Genomic DNA, 23,074 nt, shown 5'->3' on the forward strand with positions numbered 1-23,074 from the left:
AGTTAACACTACGAGAAAATTGTTTACTACATTTGTTCACGAAATCGTACGATTTTACGCATGTTACTTCTTTATTTCAAGCGAATTACTAGACAAAATATATTTTTTTACTATTATTTCTCTAAATAGAATTGATAAAACTAATTTTATTGTTACTTTTGTAAATACCTCTCCCTATTTTTTAACAATTCCTTAAACATTAATCCATGTTTTACACTGTATTCCTTAACAACATTTCGGTACAATACAAATACAACGATTTTAAATGAGGTGATGTTCATGGCAAAGCGCTATGAAAATATGGATAATGTTAGTACAAAAAAATCAATTCGCTCTTTTTTACGCTGGCGTAAAGAACGAAAGCAAAACAAAAAAGATTTTTCTTTCTTAGTAGAACAATCACCCGTTAAACAAAGTGCATTTTTGCAAAGCAATGTTGAAAAAACGACTGTCACATGGATTGGGCATTCCACTTTTCTTATTCAAACGAATGGACTTAATATATTAACAGATCCAGTATGGGCTAATAAATTAAAGCTAGTTCCAAGACTTACCGAACCTGGACTCTCTATAGAAGAACTACCTAAAATTGATATTGTCCTTATTTCACATGGTCATTATGATCATTTAGATTTTTCAACTCTTCGTCAGTTGAATGATGATGTTCTATATCTTGTACCTATTGGATTAAAAAAATTATTTACTCGTAAGAAATTTAAACATGTAGAAGAGTATAAATGGTGGGAAAGTACGATAATTAACGAAGTTTCTTTTCACTTCGTACCTGCTCAGCACTGGACAAGAAGATTCTTATTTGATATGAATACGTCTCACTGGGGCGGATGGATTATTGATAATGAAATGAATATGGAAACCATATATTTTTGTGGCGACAGTGGCTATTTCCAAGGTTTCAAAGAAATTGGTGAACGCTTTTTAATTGATATTGCTCTTATGCCCATTGGCGCTTATGAACCAGAATGGTTTATGAAAGTATCTCATGTTTCACCTGAAGAGGCCGTGCAAGCTTATTTAGATTTAAACGCTACGCATTTTATACCGATGCATTACGGAGCTTTTGCACTCGCCGATGAAACACCCCGCGAGGCAATAACTAGACTTCGAAATAATTGGAATTTGCGCATGTTACCATGGGAACAACTGCATGTACTCTTTTTAGGCCAAACTTTTATTTATAGTAACGCAACAAATGATAAGCAAATAAACGAAAAAATTGAAATTTTACATGTGTAACGTAATGACTGATTTTCTATATCCAACATATAATATAGAAAATCCTATAGTGAAGGCAAATAATCAAGCTTTTACGGGCAGCCCGCTACCTTACCTCTTTGCTCCAGCTAATTTTGAGGTAGAGAGTTTTACTGTCCGCAAATAGCGGGATAAAGGGTGTTTTCTATGAATGAATATTTACAGACTCGCTATATCATTAGCGGTAGTGCCTGTGTAGCTCTTCTTATTTCTTACTTTCTATTTACATAAAAAAGCTACTTGAAATATATTTTCAAGTAGCTTTTTTATTACTCTGCTAAATACATAAATCCGATTGCGCCCGGACCTGTATGAGTACTAATAATAGGCGTTGTATAGAAAATTTCTGATTGAGCAAATCCACTCACTTTTTCAACCGCCGCTTTCATACTTTCAGCTAAAGGAATTGCTTTCGCATGCGGAATTGCAACAGCTTTTACAACTTTTCCAGCCGTATCTTGCTCAAATAACTTAGCTAATGTTTTTACAATTTGGCCTTGGCTACGAACTTTCGTTACAGGATTATAAACACCGTCTTCAAGACTAGCAATTGGCTTTATATTAAGTAGCGAACCGATAAACGCTTTTCCTTTACCGATACGTCCACCCTTCACTAAGTTTTCTAATGTATCCACTACTACATATAAACGAGTATTCTTTCTTACTTCATCTACACGTTTTAAAATTTCTTCTAGTGAGCGTCCGTCATTTGCCATTTTTGCAGCTTCAATTACTTGATATGCTAAAGCATGTGTAATAAATTGAGAATCAACAACTGTTACTTTTGTATCGGTCATTGATGCAGCGCTATTTGCAGTTGCTACAGTACCGCTCATTCCACTTGTCATATGGATAGAAAGGACTTCGCTTCCATCTTCCCCTAGCTTGTCATACATTTCTACAAATGTACCCATAGCTGGTTGTGATGTTTTTGGTAATTCCTCTGATTTAATCATTTCTTCAATAAATTCGTCAGGTTGTAAATCAACGCGATCTAAATATGTTTGTCCATTTACAGAGATTGATAATGGTAAAACATGAATGTCATATTTTTCGATTACGTCTTGTGATAAATCTGCCGTTGAATCTGTTACAATTTTAATTTTTTGCATACTATACTTCTTCCCTTTCCAATACGCTCTCCTTGTTATTATACTAGTATTCCCATTGCTTTCAACAATTTGGAACGAAATTTCATCAAATTAATTATATTTTCATACCTAAAATGAAAAAGACAGAGTTTACTAACCCTGTCCGTACTTCGTATCATGCATTTTTTTCAAGGGTATTTGTTTTATATACATTTAAATAATCATTCCACTTCAAACATTTTTGTAAATATTCACGGAAAGAATATGAAAATCTTGGGTGTTTTTGTTTTTGAATTTTTGCAATAAATAATTGAAGACGAGACTGAATTAGAAACGATAATGGATGCTGTGCCTGTAGGACAGGGATTTCAAATATTTTAATACAATCCCCTGTTGAATGAGTGAAATAAAAACTTTTCGTAATCACAATATCAATCCTCTTTTTCATTGGATTTTTGAACTTCTACTTTACGCTTGTAACACGTTGTTTAAAGTGGCGACTCCCATGAATACAAAAGTATCCTTAGACAATCTCTGTAGTCCTTATGGTTAGAAGATTTATACTCTATTCATCTCCACCTAATCCATCCCTCATCCTAAATTTCTAATAAGACGAGGACTCGTTATCCGTATATTGCTTAATATATTTAGTATAAACTTATAAAAGCGCAAAGTTTGTCTAAATTTTGGAGATTCTATATTTTTTTTCTTCTCTATATTGTATACGTTTATAGCTAGAGTATAACAAATAAATAAAAAAAGTGCCTTTATAACGAGGCACTTTTCGACTGAATTTCTTCTTCTCTTTTCTTTTTTCGCTTACTAACAATCTTTGATAAAGCAATACTAATTTCATAAATACAAATAAGCGGTACCGCAACTAAACTATGAGATAAAAAATCTGGCGGTGATATACACGACGCAATGATAATCAATGCTACGTAAGCATACCTTCTTATTTTTATTAGAAGTTCCGCCGTCAATAGTCCAATACTCGTTAAAAACATTACTACTACAGGCAATTCAAAAATTACAGCAAATGGAACTGTTAAATTAAGAACAAAATGAAAATACTTTTCTGTCGTAAACATCGTATTAAACATTTCATTACCTATCGTAGTTAAAAAATGAAATAAAAACGGCATTACAACGAAATATCCAAAGCATAAACCTGCAATAAATAATATAGACAATACCGGTATATACATTATTGTCAACTTTTGTTCATTTGGATGTAAACCTGGTTTTACAAATAACCAAATTTGTATAGCAGCAAAAGGAATTGTACAAACGATAGCAAATACTGTAGCAATCGAGAAAAAAATCCACAATACATCACTTGGACCGAGAACAGTTAATTTCATTGGTAAATCTTTTACAAGCCAAAAATAAATATCCTTTGTAAAAGTAAATCCAATAATTAAAAATAGTACAAAGGATAACACCGTATATATTACTCTTTTTCGAAGCTCAACAATATGTTCTACTACGCTCATTTCCCGATCTTCCATCTCGTTCACCACACTTTATTTATCCATTACAAGGAAAATACACTACATTTTTTCTTTCTTTTCCTTTTCTTGAAATGCGTCATCTGTCAATTCTTTCGTTGATTTTTTGAACTCTTTTAACGTTTCCCCTAAAGCCTTCCCGATTTCCGGCAATTTTTTAGGTCCAAATAAAATGAGTACTGCTACTAAAATTAAAATTAACCCTGGAAAGCCAATATTTGAAAACATTTCCCCATCCCCTTTATTAGTAGTTTCCTTGTCCTACTATTACATAATTTTATTTTGTCAAAAAAGTTTGAAAACGTCAACAAATCCATTGTCTTTTGTCAAAAAAATTCAAAAATATAATCAATTATACAAATTTCATTTTCTATTGCTCTTGTGTATGATATGGTAAGGGAAATGACATATTATTTTATCCCGCTTTAACGGGCAGTAAGAACCACCACCTCAAAATTCAATGCAAGCCAAGAAGTTACGTGGGGGCTCAACTGCCCGTAAAAGCCCGATTGGTTCAACTAATAATCAGTGGGGGATCCCCCCCACTGATTAAAGTTTCACTTTATGATAGTAGAAAGGATTTGCATTATGACTGAAAAAATGACACGAATGACCCAATTTGTAAAAGAAGAAATTGCAAATGCAATTACACATGGTATCGGTGCCATTTTAAGCATCCCTGCCTTAATCATATTGATTATTCATGCTTCAAAGCATGGTACCGCATCAGCTGTAGTTGCATTTACTGTTTATGGTGTAAGCATGTTCTTACTGTACTTGTTTTCAACGTTGCTACATAGCATTCATCATCCTAGAGTAGAAAAAGTATTTACTATTTTAGATCATTCAGCCATTTACTTATTAATTGCTGGCACGTATACTCCTTTTCTACTTATTACACTTCGTGGGCCATTAGGATGGACGTTGCTTGCTATTATATGGACACTTGCAATCGGAGGTATCATCTTCAAAATTTTCTTTGTACGTCGCTTTATAAAGGCATCAACTTTATGTTACATCATTATGGGCTGGCTCATAATCGTTGCCATTAAACCACTTTATGAAAATCTAACTGGACATGGTTTTTCACTACTTTTAGCAGGAGGAATTTTATATTCTGTCGGAGCTATATTCTTCCTTTGGGAAAAGCTACCTTTCAACCATGCCATATGGCATCTTTTCGTTTTAGGTGGTAGTGCGATGATGTTCTTCTGTGTACTCTTTTATGTCTTACCTACAGCATAATAAAAAAGGTTTCAGCTTACTATAAGCTGAAACCTTTTTTATTACTTATGTAATTGTGATGCGATAACTTCCTGTGTATGCTTCGTTAATTCTTTAATATCCATATTCGCATAATCTTCAGGTGTAATCGGCTTAGAAATTGTTACTATTGCATGAGCTGGCTTCATACGATTTCCATTCGCTTCAAACATCTTATATGTACCATCTAACGTTACAGGTAAAATTGCTACACCTGACTTTACTGCAAGATGGAAACTACCAGCCTTAAACTCTCCAACTTCCCCACCCTTACTTCTCGTTCCTTCTGGGAAAATTACGATAGAATGTCCATTCTTTAATAGTTCGATTCCATCTTTAATTGCTTTAAGAGATTGACGACGATCGCTACGATCCATAAATACACAATTCATCAGTTCCATCCAAGTTGGTACAACTGGGAACTTTTTAATCTCTGCTTTTGACACGAATCCAATTGGTTTATTTAAGTAACCTAGTAAAACAGGGATATCCATATTACTTTGGTGATTACTTACAACTAGTACCGGCTTGTCTTTCGGAACATTTTCAAGTCCTTTAACTTCTACTGTCCCTCCAGCTACACGTACCATTTTCTTACCAAACCAATTTGTCGTTTTGTACACAGCATTATCTTTTTCTTTTGGCGCCATCATATTTACTTGTCTTTTAAGACGCCACATTCTTGGTGTAATCGCAATTACAATTAAAATTAAATAAAAGATTTTAAAAAACGTTTGAATCATACAGAACCCCCACCTATTATCATTCCGACCTTCATTATACTAGACAAACGAAGGAAAAAGAAGAAAAAAAGTCCAAACAGCAAGTGTTTGGACTTTTTAAGCATTCTATATTAGAAACGTTTTGCTAATTCACGAGCATTAGCAATTGCGGCTTCTTTAATTTCTTGTGCTTTTTCAGGGTTTGCATTCATACCTTCAACTGCAATATATTCAGTATCATTTACACCAACAAATCCTAAAACAGTTTTTAAATGATTGCGACCGAAGTCTACAGCTGCGTATGCTCCTTCAGAATATACACCACCTGTTGCTTGAATGTGAAGTGCTTTTTTACCTTCTAATAAGCCGACTGGACCATTTTCAGTATATTTGAATGTTTTACCTGCGATTGCTACGTTATCTAAGTATGCTTTTACTACTGGTGGATAGCTAAAGTTCCACATTGGAGTTACGAATACATAACGATCTGCATTCATAAATGTTTCTAAGTTTGTGTTCATTGCTGCTACTTTTTGTTGTTGAACTTCAGTTAAAGCTTCAAAGCCTTCACCTGCTGCAAATTTACCCCAAGCAGCAAATACATCTGCATCAATTGCTGGTACTGTAGTGTTGAATAAATCAATTGTTACAACTTCGTCTTGTGGATGTTCGTTTTTATAAGCTTCGATGAAAGCTTCCCCTACTGCCATTCCGAAAGAACCTTCTGCTGAATTTGGATTTGCTGTAATAAATAGTACTTTTGTCATTGTATTCTCTCCCTTTTTTCTCTTTATCTTTAATTCAAGATTTATTTTTCAAAAGTTAATAACTTACCTTATGTAAGTATGATACAAAAAGTTTCAATCGATGTCAATAAAAAATAGCTACTTTTTTTTCGTAAGTTAATGATTTATTTTGTTTCTTTAAAATTTAGTATACAGATATTAAGACTTCTCACACAAAAAAGCTATCTCTATAAATTATAGAGATAGTCTTTTATTACATATTATTTTTGAAAAACATGTTTTACTTTTTCAGCTGGAATGTTACTTCCACCTCTACCTTTTACATCTTCAATCATCATTGTAATGACCACATCTGGTGAATTTAAATCAAATGCAGCGAACCAACCTAGTTCTTTTCCTTCGGCCTCTTTTGATACTTTTAATTCCGCTGTACCTGTTTTTCCAGCAAGAGTCATGCCATCAATTTTAGCAATTTTCCCTGTACCATCTGGATCATTAATTACTTTCGTCATTGCAGTTTTTAATATATCCTGATTTCCTTTAGAAATTACATTTTCTTTCCAAGCTTTTGGTTGTTTATCTGTTTTAATAATATACGGTGACGGAATCGCTCCATCATTTACAATTGGCGCATACGTTAAAGCTAAATGAAGAGGAGTCATTAATACTTGTCCTTGTCCATATCCTGTATCTGCCATTTGAATATCATTTTTAATACCGTCATTTGCAATTTTAGAAGCAGGGAATCCATATTCAATTGGTAGTTTCTCATCGAATCCGAATTTTTTTGCTTCACTCATAAACTTGTCTTTTCCGATTTTTAAAGCTTCTTGTGCGAAGTAAATATTATCCGAGTATTTCATCGCCTTATCAAGATCAATCGGATTTGCATCTTTCACACGCGTTACATAGTAATTACCCCAAGAAGAATCTTTTGTCCATTTTAATCCTTCAATTTTCAACTCTTCTTTTGAATCAATCGTTTTCGTTTCAAGACCAATTGCAGCTGTAATAGGTTTAAATACAGAACCTGGTACCGACAATTGTGTAAAGCGATTTGTCATTGGTTTTTTCGGATCATTATTCCACGCTTCGCGTTGTGCCTTTGATGTCCCTCGTGCAATTATATTAGGATCATATGCTGGACTACTTACTAGTGCAATTGTTTCTCCACTTTTCGGATTAATTGCTGCACTTGAACCAGCTTCGCCCTTCATTTCATTATACGTTTTTTCTTGAACAACACTATCAATAGTTAAAGTTACATTTTCTCCATCAACAGCATCTGTTTTTGCCAAGTTTTTAATTTCTTTTCCTTGCGCATCTTCTACAAAGACACGGCCACCTTTTTTACCGCGTAGCTTTTCCTCTAATACTTGCTCTAAACCAGCTTTACCAACTGGATCATCAGCTTGATAGCCTTTCTTTTGTAGCGTTTTTAAATCTTCAGCATTTACCTTTCCAATATAACCAGTCAGATGAGCTGCCGCTTCCCCTAACGGATATGTACGAACATTTACAGGTTTTGTTGAAACACCTGGTAAATCAATGTACGTATTTTGTGTTGCCCCTTCAGGCAAAATTCCAATTGGTACGAGATACCCTGGTTTTACCCATTTAGCAGCTAATTTTTGATCAATTTCTTCTACAGACATATTTAACAACTTCGCTACTGTTTCTTTCGTTTGCGGAGCAGTATCGCCTAACTTTTCAGGAATCAATCCGATTTCAGAAGCTTTCCCATTCGTTGCAAGACCTTTTCCATTACGATCGTATATTTCACCACGTTTTGGCTGTGTTGTCTGCATACGCACTTTACTATCTTTCGTCATGCCAGGGAAAATAAAATCAGGAGTCCAATCTATTTTCCAAGATTCTTTATCTCCATCTTTTTCTTTCACCATTTTTGCTTCATGACCAAATGTAATTTTACCACCAACTGTATCCATGCTTACTTTAAAAGGAACAGGGCCTTCATCTTTTTTATCTTCTTTTACTTCCCCTGTTTCTACCTTTAAGTCTTTCACTTCGATACCAGAATAAATTTTCTCATATTTTTCAGTAAACTCTTTCTTTGAAATATCTTTTTTTGCATTTTTTGATAGTTGATCATACATATCTGCAAATTTTTGTTTATTCCACGCTTTTACATATGTATCAAACACTTCTTGTGGTTTTTCTTCTTTACCACATCCAACTAACATGAATGTTAAGCAAAGAAAAAGAATCCCCCATATCTTTCTCAATCGATTCTCCTCCTCTTTCTATATTAGTACTTTTGAAAATTTTAGCATTTTTACATGCTACCTCTCATTATAGCACTATCGAATCTCATCTATAAACTTATATTGGTGAATATAAATAAAAAGATTGACGTGAATTCTCACATCAATCTTTATTATTATTGTTGTTTCTCATATACATGGTAATAATACGTATACGGGTTTTTTTCATCCGTTAAACCTTTTTCTACAAAAATCTCTTTCCAATTTGTCATATCCATTTCTGGGAAGAATGTATCTCCTTCAAATGCATGATGGATTTTTGTTATATACAACTTGTCTACATAAGGTAAAAAGAGATCGTAAATTTGCGCTCCGCCAAAAATAAAAATCTCTTCTTCATTTTTACATAGTTCGAACACTTCTTCTACAGAATGAACAACTTCACAGCCTTCAACATGATACCCTTCATTACGAGTTACAATAATATTACGTCTTCCAGGCAGTGGTCTACCAATCGCTTCATAGTTCTTTCTTCCCATAACAAGCGGGTGACCCATCGTTGTTTTCTTCACGTATTGTAATTCACTCGGTAAACGCCAAGGTAAATTATTATCTTTACCAATTACTCTATTTTCGTCCATAGCGACCATAAATGAAACAATCATTTTTTCATCTCCTCTTCAATTATACTGCAACCGGTGCTTTAATTGCTGGATGCGGATCGTATCCTTCAATCGTTAAATCTTCCATTTCAAAATCGAAAACAGATTTCACATCTGGATTTAATGTAAGTTTCGGGAATGGACGTGGTTCACGTGCCAATTGCTTTTCTACTTGTTCAAAATGATTCGTATAAATGTGTGCATCTCCAATTGTATGAACAAATTCTCCTACTTCAAGACCACATTCATGTGCAATTAAATGTGTTAGTAGTGAATAACTTGCGATGTTAAATGGAATTCCAAGGAATATGTCACCACTTCTTTGATATAGCTGACAAGAAAGTTTTCCGTCCGCTACATAAAATTGGAATAATGTATGACAAGGGGGTAATGCCATATTTGGTACGTCTTCAGGATTCCAAGCAGAAACGATTAAACGACGTGAGTCTGGTGTTTTTTTAATCATTTCAATTACATCTTTTAATTGATCAAGTGTCTCACCAGCTGTCGTTTTCCAAGCACGCCACTGTTTACCGTAAACGTCTCCTAAATAACCATATTTATTTGAGAACTCATCATCTTCTAAAACGTTCTTTTTAAACAATTCCATTTGCTCATCGTACTGTACTTTAAATTCTTCATCTTGTTGTGAGCGAAGACCAAAATCAGTCATGTCAGGACCAGTATACTCATCACTTTCTACCCAGCTCTTAAACGCCCATTCATTCCAAATGTTATTATTATGCTGCAATAAATAGCGAATATTTGTATCACCTTTCATAAACCAAAGCAGTTCACTTGCTACAAGGCGAAACGGTACTCTCTTTGTTGTTAATAAAGGAAAACCTTTACTTAGATCAAAACGCATTTGATATCCAAATACAGATACAGTGCCTGTCCCTGTACGGTCTTCTTTCTTCGTACCATGTTCCATTACATGGCGGCATAAATTTAAGTATTCATTTTCAGCATGTTTCATATGTAGGAAAACCTTCTTTCAATCGTATATGCAATTTATCATAACATGAAAAATGGTAAATTTAATAATCTTAATTAATAAAATTTCTTACATTAATTCTTACAAAATTATTAACTTTCCATATTTTAAAAGGTTTTCATTTTCTATTACCGAAAGTATAGTGCGGTAGAACAAAATTTATATTTGGAGGTTAGAAGTATGTCTAAACTTGGAACGCCTGTTATGACTTCTTTACAAACAACGGTTGAAAAAATGATGAAGGATTTAAATGTTCCTGGTGCTGCTGTCGCTGTTATAAAAGACGGTGACGTTATTATTTCAGAAGGTTTTGGCTATCGTAATATAGTAACAAAAGAGGCTGTTACACCGAATACTCGATTCGCAATCGGTTCCTCAACGAAAGCATTTGGCACACTTTCATTAAGTTTGTTAGCACAGCAAAAAAAGTTTAATTGGGATACCCCTATCCAGTCTTATATACCTAACTTTACTTTATCTGAACTACTTGCTAGCTCACAAGTTACAGGACTGGATTTAGCTTCTCATCGAACTGGAGTGAGTCGTCATGAGGCCCTTTGGTACAGTTCTTCCTTATCTCGAAAAGATCTCGTTGAAAAAATAAAACATTTACCACTTGATGCACCGTTCCGGACTGCATTTCTATATAACAACTTAATGTATGCAACAATTAGCTACATTGTTGAAAACATTACAAATCAAACGTGGGAGCAATACACTACAGAACATATTTTAGAGCCTTTAAATATGAATCAAACAAACTTCTCTGTTACAGATTCACAAACTACAGATGATTATGCTTTACCTTACGTTGAAAATGAAGGTGAAATAAAAGAAGTTCCATTCCATAACATCGATACAGTTGGCGCTGCTGGGTGTATTAATTCTACAATTGAAGATATGGCAAACTGGGTACTTCTCCACTTAAATGAAGGAAAATTTGGAGATCATGAATTAATCTCCTCTGAATTATTACAACAAATGTATACACCACACAATTCAATTCCAGATCAACCGGTTTTATCACTCCCTGAATCTCCATTAAATAGTTACGGTCTTGGTTGGTTTATTAGCGCTTATCGTGGTAAAAAAGTGATTCATCATGGCGGTAATATCGATGGATTTTCAGCGCTTGTTTCATTCATACCAACAGAAAACATAGGCCTTGTCATTTTAACGAATGCTGGAGGAACATTACTTCCTACTTATCTGGCTAATCAAATTTATGACGAACTACTTGAATTAGAATCCATTGATTGGCATAAACGTGCTGTAGAAGATACTAAAAAAATGAAGGAAATGATGAAAGAAGCAACTGAATCCCTCCCTGAACAAATTAAAGGGACTACACCTTCGCACAAGTTAGAGGATTATACTGGTACTTTTGAACATCCTGCATACGGAACATTACAAGTATACAAACGAGATGATTCGTTATATGTACAATTTATGGAAATGGATATTCAATTAGGGCATCATCATTACGACATCTTCTCTGCAAAAGTTGACTTATTCCAAATGAAAATGAGCTTATTATTCGCTTATGAAATGAATGTAAGTGGTGAATTCCCATCCCTTCAGTTATATGTACCAGCTACATTAAGTACTCAGCCGCTTACATTTAAGAAAATTAAATAAGTATTTTGATGGTAAAAAATAAAGGTAGGTGCGAATTACACCTACCTTTTCTATTCCTTATCAATCTTATCTAGTTGAAACCAAATTGGCTTCGATAACTCAAAGTTATTATGATCCTCTAAAACTATAGTAAGACGCTCTAACATATCATCTAACATATGCGGCGCTGTTCGTAATGTCCAGACAATCGAGGAGAAAACTGTCATGCCAACATACACCGTGTATAATTTCCAGAACTCCTCTGGTATTTTCCTATTAAAGTATCCTTCTATTTGTCCGATTGAATACGGAATACTAATGTCCCTTGCAAACAGTGCAATTTTTACAAAATCATGAAGTGGATCGCCCCAGTCGTAGCCATTAAAATCAACAACACCTACATATTTTCCATCCCGTACAATTATATTTTCTAAGTGAAAATCATCGTGTTGAAATCGATTCGGGCGGTTCTTTAAATATTTTTCATTTTCTTCTATAAACTTTATGATTTTATCATCATTTTTTATTTTTATTCCACATGTTTTGTATGCCTCTACATATTTACTATGTTTCTTCATTGCTCTTTCATACCATGGAAGTATATCATTAGGAGCTTCATATGTATGCATTTTTGCTAAATCTTTTCCTGCCTCTATACCAATATCATATTGTTCTTTTGGTGAATACGTAGGCAATAGCTTCTTCGCCTCCTCCCCTTCTAAATATGAAAAGATACCATAGCATAAACCTTCTTCTGCCAACAAACCCATTTCAATTGGTTTTTGTGCTTGCACACTACGGTTTTGCATTTCATTTAAAATTTGAAACTCTATTTTCTTTCTTTCATACTCTTTTATATCGCCTGTCCGCAATAAATATTTTTCATTATTCGCACTCGTAATTATATATTTCTTATCAGGCGAAAAACCTTTAGAAATTTCTTTAATATCCACTGCATCTTTTACAATTTGTATATTGTTTTGCCGTGCTGTAATTATCTTCATATCTATTCCCCTTACATTTCTGCATTTGGTGTATAGGCAACTTCTACAATAAATCCATTTGGATCGTAAAAATCAATCGTATAGTAACCTTCCGAATAATGATTCATTTCAATTGGACCACGTATTACCTTCACTTTCGTACTAGAAAGAAAATCTGCTACTTCATCAACTACCTCTCTATGAATAGCTTGATAACAAATATGTCTAGGCCCTAACGTCCTTACGATTTCCTCATCTACTTCTTTAAAATATATTTCACTTTCTCCTGTGCTATATGCTACTTCATTTAACTTTCTCCATCCAATTATGGAAAACAACTTATTATAAAAACAAATGGACTCCTCCAAATTCGCTACCCAAAATTCAATATGATGAATGCCTGCTCGAAGTGTATTCATATTAAGAATACGCTCCTTGTACTACTTCCACAATTTCCATCGGCTTATGAACCATATAATCTGGTGCATCTTTTTTCACTGTTTCAATAACATCATATCCCCAAGATACCCAAATTACGTTCACTTCAGCCTTTTTACACGCTGCTACATCTCGCTGTTCATCACCAACGTATAACATATCTTTCTCTGTTATTTTTTTCGATTTTAAAAACCTTTTTATCATTTTATCTTTACCAAACAAATTTTTAGAACAATACACTTCTTGAATATTTTCGATACCATTCTTGTGTAAAAAAGCCCGAATATGCTCTTCTGAGTTCGATGATATGACTGCAATTCCGTAGCCTTTTTTATGTAGTTTATCTAATACATCTTTCATTCCATGGAACAAAACGAGATTTTTTATAGCAGGCTGATATAATTTATAAAATTCCAACGCTAATATCGGTAATTTATACAGTGGTACATCAAGTTGTTTACATCTCTCTGGCATCGTTAATTTACGTAAATGCTCAATTTCTTCTTCCTTTACTGCTTTATACCCATGTTTTTCAGCAAGTTGATTATAAATCCGTACAAATATATTTTGTGAATCTACTAATGTGCCATCAAAGTCAAAAACAATATATTTTTGCATCTCCATACTCCTTTTGCTTCTTTTTTCTAAACCTATGTTATTCAACAACATAGTTGTCTGTCCCTTCTATAAAAATAAAAAAGAACAAGATTTTCTCTTGTTCTTTTTAAGACAACCATTTCGGCGGTACATTTGTATTCCAATAAATATTTCCTAACTCATGATGTCCAGAGTATCCATCATCAAAACGGTGATAATGGAAATTAAAATAATAACCATCTTGCGGCGGATGATCTCTTCTTACATGGAAACGCAATAAATCATTTCCTGATTTCGTATCGTAGACGTGAAAAATCTTTTCATTATTTCCACCAGCTGGTTTTTGAGAAATCGCTAATGATTGTAGTGAGTCTTCTGGTACATCACTAGCAAGCTCAGCAATTGCCTCTTCAATTTTTGGTAATATTACATCTTTAAATTCATCTTCAATTACTGGACCAATTTTAGTACCAAACTTTTGCATCGACTGCTTCTCTGCTTCTTGCATTGCATAAGTAATAAAAGTATCGGTGGTTAACCTGTCATTCGTTTCTTCATATGTATAGGACGTGCTCTCCAAACTTTGTTGCCCAGCTGTGCTCGTAGGCTTGTCCGCAGCTTTGGCATTATCAAGTAATATGGAAGGAGGCGTCACTAAACCAAATGTAAATACGGTAATTAATGCGACTAAGGTTTTTCTAAACCAATTTGGCATTTATGTTCCCTCCCCTTTCACTCATTATTTTTTATATAACGGTGGTTTCTTCTATTATACAAAATGATTATAATTTTTGCACTTTACAATTTTGTTAACGTTCACATATTTTTCATTTGAATATGAAATTGTAAGATTTCATACAATAAAAATACAACAACAATAAGGAGGCGATCAGATGACTTTAGATGTCATGTATTCCGCCGCAAGTATACTCGTTTTAGTATATTTTATTTATCAATGTGTTACAGACTAGAAAAAGAGCCGTCAATGGCTCTTTTTTAATGGTAGAAATACAATCCATACAATTAATAAAATAAAAACAACACTGCCTACCACAGCTGGCAATAAATAAAACTGTGAAAGTATAACTATTCCATATAAAAGTATTGCTGGTAATAGTAAATAACGATCTGCCTTCCATCTTAACAATAGTAATTTCCCTTCATCACAATATAAACGAAGAAACATCTTATTCGTAAATTCATTCCAATAATCACGTGCATAGCGAGAAATTGCAACTACAGCAAATACGAGAACAATAGCTGCAATCCACCTTGGAGTCATAATTATACTTGCAGTACTGATACATACAATTTGAATATAAAATATTCGTGCAGTACTTGTACGGAAAAATTCTTTCAAAAAAGATTCGACAATACGAGAATCAGCTTTTTTCCCTAAAAGTCTTTTAGAGCGCGGAAACATCCACGGTTTTTTATTCGAACTACTCGGTTTAGCCGCATGACCACCAACTTGCATAATTCCGCTCGTCCAGCGCATGCTTTCCTCCTTTTCTTTCTCGATTTCTTTAAAAAAGAACTTTTTATAATTCATTTTCTCTTTTACTAATACACTACTTAAGAAAATTACTAGACCGATAAATAAAATTGAATACAACGGATTTTTATAAATAAAAAATAAACTAATTCCAAAAAAGGACACGCTCATAGAAAATACTACATTTTTTACAATCCATAAAACCCATCGTTTCCCCACATGTACATGAACAAATCTCGTTAACAACGACAACATAAATCGAAATATAGTAAAGAATACCCAAAATAATAGGACTTGTATCTCTGTTACTCCGATACTTTTCATCAACACCGGTAACATAATAACGACTACTATTATATTCGTTATCGCTATTCGAACAAATGTGTACATCATGCCATACTGGACTAATTTTCGCATATGTGTTGCATACGAAATTAAAAATAAACTATCCGCTTGCTCAAAAAATGAACGAACTCCTCTTGGATATGTTACTAGATAAAATGCGAGTAATCCTAATCCGAAATAAATCGTCTCTTCCGTTGATAATTCATTTATCCATAGCGATCGATAATAGATTCCCATAAATATAAGTGCTGGAATAATAATATATAATGCGACTGTCCAATCTGTTACCGAACGTATAGACTTCCATTTCCGCTCAAGTTCATGGCGTAATCTCTTATAAAATTGTTGTTTAATCATGTTGTTCACGCCTTACAATTACATCAAAGCAGTCTAATAATGAACTACCCGGCATTTCCGCTAATATTTGAATAGATTCTAAATGTCCATCTGCGACTAATGTACCTTGTGAAATGAGTAAAAATCTTTCACAAATTTTTTCAGCAGTATCTAATACGTGCGTACAAAGTAAAATTCCTGCCCCGCGCTCTTTTTCTTTATATAAATAATTTAAAAACTCTTTCGTAGCTACTGGATCTAAACCGATAAAAGGTTCGTCAATGATATAAAAATCTGGCTCAGTTAAAAACGCCAATATTAGCATAGATTTTTGTTTCATGCCTTTTGAAAACTTTGATAAATACTCATGTTTATGCTTATTCATTCGAAAAGTATGTAATAATTGTTCCGCTCGTTCTTCCCAACTTCCCATTTCACTTCCACGAGCTGCCATTAATAATTCAATATGTTCCCAGAGCGTCAAGTAATCATAGTATGTTGGATGTTCTGGTACGTATGCATACGGATTTTTCTTTTCACCGAATGATATTTCACCGTCCATATTTACAAGTAATCCGAGTATCGTTTTAATCGTCGTACTTTTCCCAGCACCATTTGCTCCAATAAGAGCAACTAGTTCACCTTTTTCGATAGAAAAAGCTATATCATGAATTGTTTTTTCGCCTATTTCATATCCAGCTGAGCGGATATTTACTTTTAACATGCATTCCCCTTCTTTCCGTTTCCAATACAATCAAGGAAAAGAATAACATATAACTATCTATATATCATTATAAAATATTTATTTTCATAGCAGGAAAAAACATTTTTTAACAGAATATTAAATGTTTGATTACATTTTATTGGAGTTGATAATATGTCTTTTCAAATTCGTGAAGCAACGATAGATGATATAGATACACTTTGTTCTTTAACGAAAGAATTAAAAGGTTCCTCTATTTCCTATGAAGATATGAACAACCGCCTACAATTCGTACAAATGAGTCCGTTTGATTTTTTATATGTTTACGAGGAAGAAGAAGCTATATTTGGATTACTTGGATTTCGTATACGTGAAAATTTAGAAGATGTAACACGTTATGGAGAGATTTCAATTATTAGCGTTGATTCTAACATACGACGTAAAGGCATTGGACAAGTTTTGATGGATTATGCAGAACAATTAGCAAAGAAACATAATTGCATTGGCACATGGCTAGTTAGTGGAACAAAAAGAGTAGAAGCTCATCCTTTTTACAAAAAATTAGGCTATGAGGTAAATGGCTACCGATTTGTAAAACATTTTTAAACTACTTATAAATTGAAGGGACTATAACTATGACAAACATTAAAGCAATTTTCATTGATCGTGACGGTACAATTGGTGGTGACACTACAATACATTATCCAGGATCTTTTTCATTATTTCCATTCACAAAAACATCCTTGCAAAAACTAAAAGCTAAAAATATAAAAATTTTCTCTTTCACAAATCAACCTGGTATCGCAGATGGAATAGCAACTGTAGCCGATTTTGTACAAGAATTAGAAGGCTTCGGTTTTGATGATGTTTATGTATGTCCTCATAAACACGGTGATGGTTGTGAATGCCGTAAACCAAGTACAGGCATGCTGCTTAAAGCAGCAAAAAAACATGGACTTGATTTAACACAATGTGCTGTAGTTGGCGATCGCTGGACTGATATTGTTGCAGGGGCAAAAGTAAATGCGACAACGATTCTAGTCCGAACAGGCGCTGGGTATGATGCTTTGCATACGTACCGAGACAAATGGGCACATATTGAACCAAACTACATTGCAGATAACTTTGAAGATGCAACAAACTGGATTTTAAATCAACTATAATACAAATTAAAAGAGGCGTTTTCAAAATGAAAGCGCCTCTTTTAATCTATTATTATTTAAAACGTTAATTCATAATGGAAATAACGATTATCTCTCAAATAGCCATTTTCAGCATATAATCGTTGTGCTGATAAATTATCAATCTCTGTTTGCAATTTTACACCTTTTGCTCCATTTTCTAATGCGTATTCTTTAGCAGCTTCTAATAATTTTTTACCTGTTCCTGCCCCGCGCTTAGTAGCTTGTACAAATAAATCATTTAAAATCCATAATTCTTTCATTGAAATGGAAGAAAATGATGGATATAGTTGCGTGAACCCAATATATTCGCCGTCTTCAACTGCTACGAAAATAACGGACTCTTTTCTCTCAATTCGATTTCGTAAAAATACTTTTGCCCCTTCTAAATCAGAATCTTGTCTATAAAATATGCGATAGTTATTAAAAACTGATGCTAGTCCATCTAAATCTGCAATTGTTGCCTCATATATTCTCATTTTACTCCATTCCCCTTCCAATACTGTCTCATTATATCCGTTGCCCATTTAGGCTGGTGTATTTCTTCTGTCGGCATAAACCCTTTCATTATTGGTTTTATATCCAATATAGGAGTGCCATCAATAGCATCTAATCCCTCAACAATAATTGATTTACCTTCTCTTTTGATCATCTTGACAATTGTTACACCTATGCGATTCGGACGATTTTTCCCGCGCTGTGCAAAAATACCTACTTCAGGATAATCCTTATTATTTCTAGGATGTCTAGCAAAATACTGAATTTGCTCGTCAGTTACTTTATGAAAATAAAAAACAACTTCAATATGAGAAAAATCTTCAATCCCTTGTATACTTTCTTCTGCATACATTTCAGTTAAAGTTATACGGGATCTTACTTTCCCCCACTCATCATCTTTTATTTCCTTTCTTTCATTATGTACAAATGCGATTAGTTGAACTGAAAACATACGCATTCCCCCTTAAATGTAACCACTTACATTATAAAATATTTTCTGAATGTTTTCCAGATATACGAATCAAGTTTACATAATATAATTATACTCTATCTAGAGCTACCTTGACTGCTTCAATTGCATGTATATGAGTTGTATCAAATATCGGGACAGATACGTTTTCTTGCTTTATTAATAATCCTATTTCTGTACAACCTAATATGATTCCCTGTGCTCCTTTTTGCACTAACTCTTCGATGACTCTTTTATAATATTCTTTAGATTGAGATACTATTTTTCCTAAACATAATTCTGTATATATTACTTTATTTATTTCTTTTCTATTTTTTTCTGATGGTACTATTACTTTTATATTATTTTCTTCTATACGTGACTTATAGAAATCTTGCTCCATTGTATATTTAGTTCCAAGCAGACCAACCTTTTGAATGTCTTTTCTTTTAATTTCTTTTGCAGTTGCATCAGCAATATGTAAGACTGGAATATCAATTTTCGCCTTTATTTTTCCAACTACCTTATGCATTGTATTTGTACAAATAATTATAAAGTCTGCTCCTCCCTTTTGTAATGAATATGCCGCATTCCCTAGAATTTCTCCAGCACCATCCCAATCTCCGCTAGACTGACATCGTTCAATCTCTTCAAAATCCACACTATTAATCAAACATTTTGCTGAATGTAGCCCTCCTAATCTCTCTTTTATTTCTTCATTAATAATTCGCTAATATTCTGAAGTTGATTCCCAACTCATACCACCTATAAGACCTATCGTTTTCATATAAACAACACCTACCTAAACTTTTTTATAAAACTAATAACAACATTTTATTATGTATATTATACACAATAAAACAAGACTTTAAGTTTGGAATATTGGTCATCTCCCTGTCAAGTAGACAGTAATAAAAAGAGTATTATGCCACGGCCTTTTCCCGATATTCTATCGGGGAAAGGCCGTGAAGTTTTTCTTGGAATCTTTCTGTATTATAAAACTGAATATATTCTTGAATTGCTCGGTAGGCCATTTCATATGTTTTTGGGCGCACTAAATACAACTTCTCTGTTTTTAAATGTGAGAAGAATGATTCGATACACGCATTATCAAAACAGTTTCCACGTCTAGAATGACTACCGACAAATCCTAATTTCTCTAACTGTTTTGCGTAGGATTTAGATGTATATTGAAACCCTTGATCTGAATGGAAAAGGGGCTTAGTAGTTAATGACTTCCCTTCTAATTGACGTAATGTAGTTAAAACCAAATCTAAATCATTTCTTGAAGATAGCTTCCAGGCAACAATTTCATTGTTGTATAGATCTAACACAGCTGACAAATAGGCAAATTGTTCTCCGATTCGTACATAAGTAATATCTGTTACGAATTTTTGGTTTTGCTTTTCAGCTTGAAACTCTCGATTCAAATGATTTTTAAATACCACAGATGTTTTTCTTCCATAAAACGGACGTTTTTTTCGAATGATAGATTGAATACCCAGCTCTCTCATAAGACGACGAACACGTTTATGATTCATTACCATTCCTTCTCGAGCCAAAGCACGAGTCATACGTTTATACCCATAGTAAGGGTGCTGACGATGAATAGATAAAATATGTTCTTTATGCCACCTATCCCTTTTCTGACGTAAACGCTGCACGTTATGATATTTCCGCCATTTATAGTAGCCAGCCTTAGAAACTTCCGCGATTTGAAGCAACCATCGGAGTGGATAGGCTTGGCGTAATGAATCGATAAGAGAAAATCGTTCTTTCTTTAGGACCATTCCTTCCCATGTAGATTTGGATTGCGCTTTTTTAAATACTCAACCTGTGCCTTCAAATAAGCATTTTCTTCTTCTAGACTATTAAAATTCTTTCGATTCCAGACACCACGTTGATCATCAAAGGACTCCCCCTGTTGCGCACGTTTTACCCACTCAATAATCTGGGCATCGCTCTTCACACCGAGTTGTTCACGAATTTCTCGCAATGATTTTCTCTCTTCTAATCGAAGACGAACTGCTTCTCGCTTTAGTTCTTCTGTATATTTTTGAAATGATTGTCCTTTTCTTGCCATAAAAAAATCCCCTCCAGATAAAACAGTATTGAGTCCATCATATCAGATGGACTCTTTTTTTACTGTCTACCTATAGGGGGTAATACCATATACCTCCAACTCCGTTTTTATGGGCTAATTTGCTCCTATGGCACATAGGAGTGCTCTTTTATCAGGCCCTTTCTCTCTGGAGTAAAACAGCCAAAATACAACAGATTATTTACATTGGCAAGGCGACTTCATATTATTTGAAGGTTGCCCGCACTGACAATTCGCGTTATTCGCAGATACGTTTGTCTGTGCTCCTAGAGAAGAGTCCGTTGCCATTATAGATGCTCCTGGTTGTGCGAGTGGAGTAGCAACCCCAATGGTATTTATTACTGTATCTCCACCTGAAACACTATGTGGTGTGATTTCTTCATATATCATTTCTTGTACTTCTACCCAATCTACCGTAAACTCTGCACCCTCTGATTGAATAATCAAATCCACTTGGCTCGTATTCGCATCTGGATAGAAATAGAATTCTTGGGTCATAAAAGTAGGTTGGGTGAAGAATAACATATGTCTTTGATTTCCTGGTGGCACAATGGAAATCGTTCCTTGTCCTTTGGCACGAACGCGAACACGATACTCTGTGTTGCCGCCCTCACTTGGTAAGGTAATGATTTGAGTAACTGTGCTATCCCAATTCGATAATGTCAAGACAGGTTTCCGATTACTGTCTTGTGGGAAACTCACTGTACCGGCTATATTCCAGTTTTGTGCTTGTTGAAGAAACAAACCATTTTGAACAATATTCCGTGCTTGTAGTTGATTCCAAGCGCGAAGAGCGGCTTGATAGATTGCTGCTTTTTGTTGTGCATATCGATCTTGCATTGGTATACCTGGCATAGATCCTTCTTGAGGAGCACTGTTTTGAAGTGCTGTTAAGTTCTCTATATCGGTATAACTTACGTTTGGTCCGATCGTTCCGCTCCAATTGGATGAATCGTACATGGCATTTAATTGATTTGTAGCCTGCTGTAAACCCGCAGTGATTTGTGCCTGTTGCGCCAAATAGGGTTGTAGCCATTGTTCCTCTTGGTTTTGTGCTTTTCTTATTTCTGCCGCAGTTAGTGGGCGTCCCTCTGTCAAGGAAACTTGACTTATTTTTGCGAATCCATTCGACGGTACGGTAAAACCAACTGTAATGCCTATATTCGCTTCTGGATGTAATGCACCTACATCAATTGGATATTGAAAGAAGTTTGGACTACTGTTAACACCTTCTACAGAAGTTGGCAGAGACGTAGAATAGGCTACATTCACGACTTGATTGACTTCATTTCCATAGCGGGAAGCCATAATTTGTAGAGAATCCGCTTGTAAGACAAAAACGGATAGATAATAACGTGTATACGGTTTTAATACTGATTCCGGTACAGTCTGATAGGCATAAGATGGATATACAAGGGAAGAAGGAGGTAACACCAGTTGCTGCCCCGCGTATTGTGAGTCTCCTGATGAGATGAACACCTTGCGTCCAAGTTGCCACCCTTCACCTGTAAAACTCCCACTGCGCAATACATTTTGTGATTTACTCAGACGTTTTGCCTGATTCACTTGTGTATTTAATTCCCGTTTTTCTATTGCATAACTATTTGGTAGAGATTGAACTTGTTGATGCACATAATCAATCCAGTAATCGGTCACACCGGGAGCTAGTTGATTCGGATTATCGGTCGAAAAAAGACTTTGTGTCATCACACGTGTTTGTGCCAAATTGTTGAAAGGGAATTTAACAGCGGATGTTATTTGATCTGTATTTATCATCATATAATCACTCCTTTAGATCTTTAATAGGACATACTATTTCTTTGGCTCTACTAATTAATAATGG

At 34.4% G+C, this 23,074-nt stretch carries 25 protein-coding genes; 5 read left to right on the plus strand and 20 right to left on the minus strand.

All coding sequences use genetic code 11. The annotated features are described in order from the left end of the window. Window positions 1-279 precede the first annotated feature (279 nt). Window positions 280-1,254 (plus strand): MBL fold metallo-hydrolase, encoded by a 975-nt coding sequence (locus F3I02_RS28810; protein ID WP_163051549.1) that lies wholly within the window; start codon window positions 280-282, stop codon window positions 1,252-1,254. A gap of 287 nt (window positions 1,255-1,541) precedes the next feature. Here F3I02_RS28810 and F3I02_RS28815 read toward each other — a convergent pair whose 3' ends face one another. The 4 genes from F3I02_RS28815 to F3I02_RS28830 all read right to left on the minus strand — a co-directional run bounded on the left by F3I02_RS28815 (window position 1,542) and on the right by F3I02_RS28830 (window position 4,102). Next, complete coding sequence (locus F3I02_RS28815; RefSeq protein WP_001169470.1) at window positions 1,542-2,384, minus strand: DegV family protein; 843 nt, start codon at window positions 2,382-2,384, stop codon at window positions 1,542-1,544. A gap of 154 nt (window positions 2,385-2,538) precedes the next feature. After that, on the minus strand, window positions 2,539-2,790 hold the full coding sequence (locus F3I02_RS28820; protein ID WP_000629011.1) for a DUF2535 family protein: 252 nt from the start codon (window positions 2,788-2,790) through the stop codon (window positions 2,539-2,541). Between the two features lie 340 nt (window positions 2,791-3,130). Continuing rightward, the gene (gene tatC, locus F3I02_RS28825) at window positions 3,131-3,874 is read right to left on the minus strand and encodes a twin-arginine translocase subunit TatC (protein ID WP_000390118.1); all 744 of its coding nucleotides are present in this window, start codon (window positions 3,872-3,874) and stop codon (window positions 3,131-3,133) included. A 42-nt stretch (window positions 3,875-3,916) separates the two neighbouring features. After that, window positions 3,917-4,102, minus strand: coding sequence for a twin-arginine translocase TatA/TatE family subunit (locus F3I02_RS28830; protein ID WP_000492443.1), 186 nt, complete (start codon window positions 4,100-4,102; stop codon window positions 3,917-3,919). A 360-nt stretch (window positions 4,103-4,462) separates the two neighbouring features. Between F3I02_RS28830 and trhA the strand changes: the two genes are divergently transcribed. Next, complete coding sequence (gene trhA, locus F3I02_RS28835; RefSeq protein WP_002163996.1) at window positions 4,463-5,119, plus strand: PAQR family membrane homeostasis protein TrhA; 657 nt, start codon at window positions 4,463-4,465, stop codon at window positions 5,117-5,119. A 41-nt stretch (window positions 5,120-5,160) separates the two neighbouring features. Here the strand turns inward: trhA and F3I02_RS28840 are convergent, their stop codons facing one another. From F3I02_RS28840 to F3I02_RS28860, 5 genes are all read right to left on the minus strand, one after another. After that, window positions 5,161-5,880 carry a lysophospholipid acyltransferase family protein gene (locus F3I02_RS28840; protein ID WP_000616574.1) on the minus strand — a complete coding sequence of 240 codons (720 nt, stop codon included), beginning with the start codon at window positions 5,878-5,880 and terminating at the stop codon, window positions 5,161-5,163. A gap of 110 nt (window positions 5,881-5,990) precedes the next feature. Then, the gene (locus tag F3I02_RS28845) at window positions 5,991-6,626 is read right to left on the minus strand and encodes an FMN-dependent NADH-azoreductase (protein WP_000170025.1); all 636 of its coding nucleotides are present in this window, start codon (window positions 6,624-6,626) and stop codon (window positions 5,991-5,993) included. A gap of 239 nt (window positions 6,627-6,865) precedes the next feature. After that, window positions 6,866-8,851 carry a penicillin-binding protein 3 gene (gene pbpC / locus F3I02_RS28850; protein WP_001227260.1) on the minus strand — a complete coding sequence of 662 codons (1,986 nt, stop codon included), beginning with the start codon at window positions 8,849-8,851 and terminating at the stop codon, window positions 6,866-6,868. 155 nt (window positions 8,852-9,006) lie between these two features. Continuing rightward, window positions 9,007-9,495, minus strand: coding sequence for a dihydrofolate reductase (locus F3I02_RS28855; RefSeq protein WP_000637212.1), 489 nt, complete (start codon window positions 9,493-9,495; stop codon window positions 9,007-9,009). A gap of 19 nt (window positions 9,496-9,514) precedes the next feature. Next, on the minus strand, window positions 9,515-10,471 hold the full coding sequence (locus F3I02_RS28860; protein ID WP_000679607.1) for a thymidylate synthase: 957 nt from the start codon (window positions 10,469-10,471) through the stop codon (window positions 9,515-9,517). A gap of 198 nt (window positions 10,472-10,669) precedes the next feature. On the opposite strand from F3I02_RS28860, the gene F3I02_RS28865 reads away from it, so the two are divergent. Continuing rightward, entirely contained in the window at window positions 10,670-12,127 is a 1,458-nt protein-coding gene (locus F3I02_RS28865; protein WP_000040029.1) for a serine hydrolase, read from the plus strand. A gap of 50 nt (window positions 12,128-12,177) precedes the next feature. On the opposite strand, the gene F3I02_RS28870 is transcribed toward F3I02_RS28865, so the two are convergent. The 6 genes from F3I02_RS28870 to F3I02_RS28895 form a co-directional block, all read right to left on the minus strand. After that, a complete protein-coding gene (locus tag F3I02_RS28870) occupies window positions 12,178-13,110 on the minus strand; it encodes an aminoglycoside phosphotransferase family protein (RefSeq protein ID WP_196478664.1) in 933 nt (310 codons plus the stop codon). A gap of 11 nt (window positions 13,111-13,121) precedes the next feature. Beyond that, on the minus strand, window positions 13,122-13,508 hold the full coding sequence (locus tag F3I02_RS28875; RefSeq protein ID WP_001094649.1) for a VOC family protein: 387 nt from the start codon (window positions 13,506-13,508) through the stop codon (window positions 13,122-13,124). 1 nt (window position 13,509) lies between these two features. Next, the gene (locus F3I02_RS28880) at window positions 13,510-14,145 is read right to left on the minus strand and encodes an HAD family hydrolase (protein ID WP_001175004.1); all 636 of its coding nucleotides are present in this window, start codon (window positions 14,143-14,145) and stop codon (window positions 13,510-13,512) included. 106 nt (window positions 14,146-14,251) lie between these two features. Next, window positions 14,252-14,839 carry a YpjP family protein gene (locus tag F3I02_RS28885; RefSeq protein ID WP_001134421.1) on the minus strand — a complete coding sequence of 196 codons (588 nt, stop codon included), beginning with the start codon at window positions 14,837-14,839 and terminating at the stop codon, window positions 14,252-14,254. 267 nt (window positions 14,840-15,106) lie between these two features. Then, window positions 15,107-16,321, minus strand: a complete 1,215-nt coding sequence (locus F3I02_RS28890) for an ABC transporter permease (RefSeq protein WP_074594801.1) — start codon at window positions 16,319-16,321, stop codon at window positions 15,107-15,109. Next, window positions 16,314-17,024: an ABC transporter ATP-binding protein gene (locus F3I02_RS28895; RefSeq protein WP_017674125.1), complete on the minus strand. Its 711-nt coding sequence runs from the start codon at window positions 17,022-17,024 to the stop codon at window positions 16,314-16,316. The genes F3I02_RS28890 and F3I02_RS28895 overlap by 8 nt, the downstream gene beginning before the upstream one ends. Window positions 17,025-17,177: 153 nt before the next feature. Here F3I02_RS28895 and F3I02_RS28900 point away from each other — a divergent pair, with 153 nt between their 5' ends. Both F3I02_RS28900 and F3I02_RS28905 read left to right on the plus strand, forming a co-directional pair. Continuing rightward, entirely contained in the window at window positions 17,178-17,609 is a 432-nt protein-coding gene (locus F3I02_RS28900) for a GNAT family N-acetyltransferase (RefSeq protein ID WP_196478665.1), read from the plus strand. Between the two features lie 29 nt (window positions 17,610-17,638). Next, the gene (locus F3I02_RS28905) at window positions 17,639-18,166 is read left to right on the plus strand and encodes an HAD-IIIA family hydrolase (protein ID WP_000181773.1); all 528 of its coding nucleotides are present in this window, start codon (window positions 17,639-17,641) and stop codon (window positions 18,164-18,166) included. A gap of 56 nt (window positions 18,167-18,222) precedes the next feature. Here F3I02_RS28905 and F3I02_RS28910 read toward each other — a convergent pair whose 3' ends face one another. The 5 genes from F3I02_RS28910 to F3I02_RS28930 form a co-directional block, all read right to left on the minus strand. Then, on the minus strand, window positions 18,223-18,663 hold the full coding sequence (locus F3I02_RS28910; protein WP_046946353.1) for a GNAT family N-acetyltransferase: 441 nt from the start codon (window positions 18,661-18,663) through the stop codon (window positions 18,223-18,225). After that, window positions 18,660-19,133 (minus strand): SAM-dependent methyltransferase, encoded by a 474-nt coding sequence (locus F3I02_RS28915; protein WP_196478666.1) that lies wholly within the window; start codon window positions 19,131-19,133, stop codon window positions 18,660-18,662. Before F3I02_RS28915 ends, F3I02_RS28910 begins: the two co-directional genes overlap by 4 nt. Before the next feature lie 88 nt (window positions 19,134-19,221). After that, entirely contained in the window at window positions 19,222-19,857 is a 636-nt protein-coding gene (locus F3I02_RS28920) for an aspartate/glutamate racemase family protein (RefSeq protein ID WP_308018892.1), read from the minus strand. A gap of 196 nt (window positions 19,858-20,053) precedes the next feature. Continuing rightward, a protein-coding gene (locus tag F3I02_RS28925) for an IS3-like element ISBth8 family transposase (RefSeq protein WP_196477519.1) occupies window positions 20,054-21,213 on the minus strand; the annotation gives its coding sequence in 2 pieces (ribosomal slippage) (window positions 20,054-20,955 and window positions 20,955-21,213; 1,161 coding nt in all). 195 nt (window positions 21,214-21,408) lie between these two features. Then, a complete protein-coding gene (locus tag F3I02_RS28930; RefSeq protein ID WP_196477777.1) occupies window positions 21,409-23,010 on the minus strand; it encodes a hypothetical protein in 1,602 nt (533 codons plus the stop codon). Window positions 23,011-23,074 lie beyond the last annotated feature (64 nt).

The sequence above is a fragment of the Bacillus sp. SRB3LM genome (genome assembly GCF_015712745.1).
In the GTDB taxonomy this organism is placed as follows: Bacteria; Bacillota; Bacilli; order Bacillales; family Bacillaceae_G; genus Bacillus_A; species Bacillus_A thuringiensis_K.

Coding starts and splice junctions, on each gene's coding strand:
- tatC (WP_000390118.1), bottom strand. CDS start 3,874: ATGGAAGATCGGGAAATGAGCGTAGTAGAACATATTGTTGAGCTTCGA.
- F3I02_RS28815 (WP_001169470.1), bottom strand. CDS start 2,384: ATGCAAAAAATTAAAATTGTAACAGATTCAACGGCAGATTTATCACAA.
- trhA (WP_002163996.1), top strand. CDS start 4,463: ATGACTGAAAAAATGACACGAATGACCCAATTTGTAAAAGAAGAAATT.
- F3I02_RS28870 (WP_196478664.1), bottom strand. CDS start 13,110: ATGAAGATAATTACAGCACGGCAAAACAATATACAAATTGTAAAAGAT.
- F3I02_RS28840 (WP_000616574.1), bottom strand. CDS start 5,880: ATGATTCAAACGTTTTTTAAAATCTTTTATTTAATTTTAATTGTAATT.
- F3I02_RS28890 (WP_074594801.1), bottom strand. CDS start 16,321: ATGATTAAACAACAATTTTATAAGAGATTACGCCATGAACTTGAGCGG.
- F3I02_RS28910 (WP_046946353.1), bottom strand. CDS start 18,663: ATGAGAATATATGAGGCAACAATTGCAGATTTAGATGGACTAGCATCA.
- F3I02_RS28855 (WP_000637212.1), bottom strand. CDS start 9,495: ATGATTGTTTCATTTATGGTCGCTATGGACGAAAATAGAGTAATTGGT.
- F3I02_RS28810 (WP_163051549.1), top strand. CDS start 280: ATGGCAAAGCGCTATGAAAATATGGATAATGTTAGTACAAAAAAATCA.
- F3I02_RS28900 (WP_196478665.1), top strand. CDS start 17,178: ATGTCTTTTCAAATTCGTGAAGCAACGATAGATGATATAGATACACTT.
- F3I02_RS28880 (WP_001175004.1), bottom strand. CDS start 14,145: ATGCAAAAATATATTGTTTTTGACTTTGATGGCACATTAGTAGATTCA.
- F3I02_RS28875 (WP_001094649.1), bottom strand. CDS start 13,508: ATGAATACACTTCGAGCAGGCATTCATCATATTGAATTTTGGGTAGCG.
- F3I02_RS28930 (WP_196477777.1), bottom strand. CDS start 23,010: ATGATGATAAATACAGATCAAATAACATCCGCTGTTAAATTCCCTTTC.
- F3I02_RS28885 (WP_001134421.1), bottom strand. CDS start 14,839: ATGCCAAATTGGTTTAGAAAAACCTTAGTCGCATTAATTACCGTATTT.
- F3I02_RS28860 (WP_000679607.1), bottom strand. CDS start 10,471: ATGAAACATGCTGAAAATGAATACTTAAATTTATGCCGCCATGTAATG.
- F3I02_RS28865 (WP_000040029.1), top strand. CDS start 10,670: ATGTCTAAACTTGGAACGCCTGTTATGACTTCTTTACAAACAACGGTT.
- F3I02_RS28915 (WP_196478666.1), bottom strand. CDS start 19,133: ATGTTTTCAGTTCAACTAATCGCATTTGTACATAATGAAAGAAAGGAA.
- F3I02_RS28905 (WP_000181773.1), top strand. CDS start 17,639: ATGACAAACATTAAAGCAATTTTCATTGATCGTGACGGTACAATTGGT.
- F3I02_RS28845 (WP_000170025.1), bottom strand. CDS start 6,626: ATGACAAAAGTACTATTTATTACAGCAAATCCAAATTCAGCAGAAGGT.
- F3I02_RS28830 (WP_000492443.1), bottom strand. CDS start 4,102: ATGTTTTCAAATATTGGCTTTCCAGGGTTAATTTTAATTTTAGTAGCA.
- F3I02_RS28895 (WP_017674125.1), bottom strand. CDS start 17,024: ATGTTAAAAGTAAATATCCGCTCAGCTGGATATGAAATAGGCGAAAAA.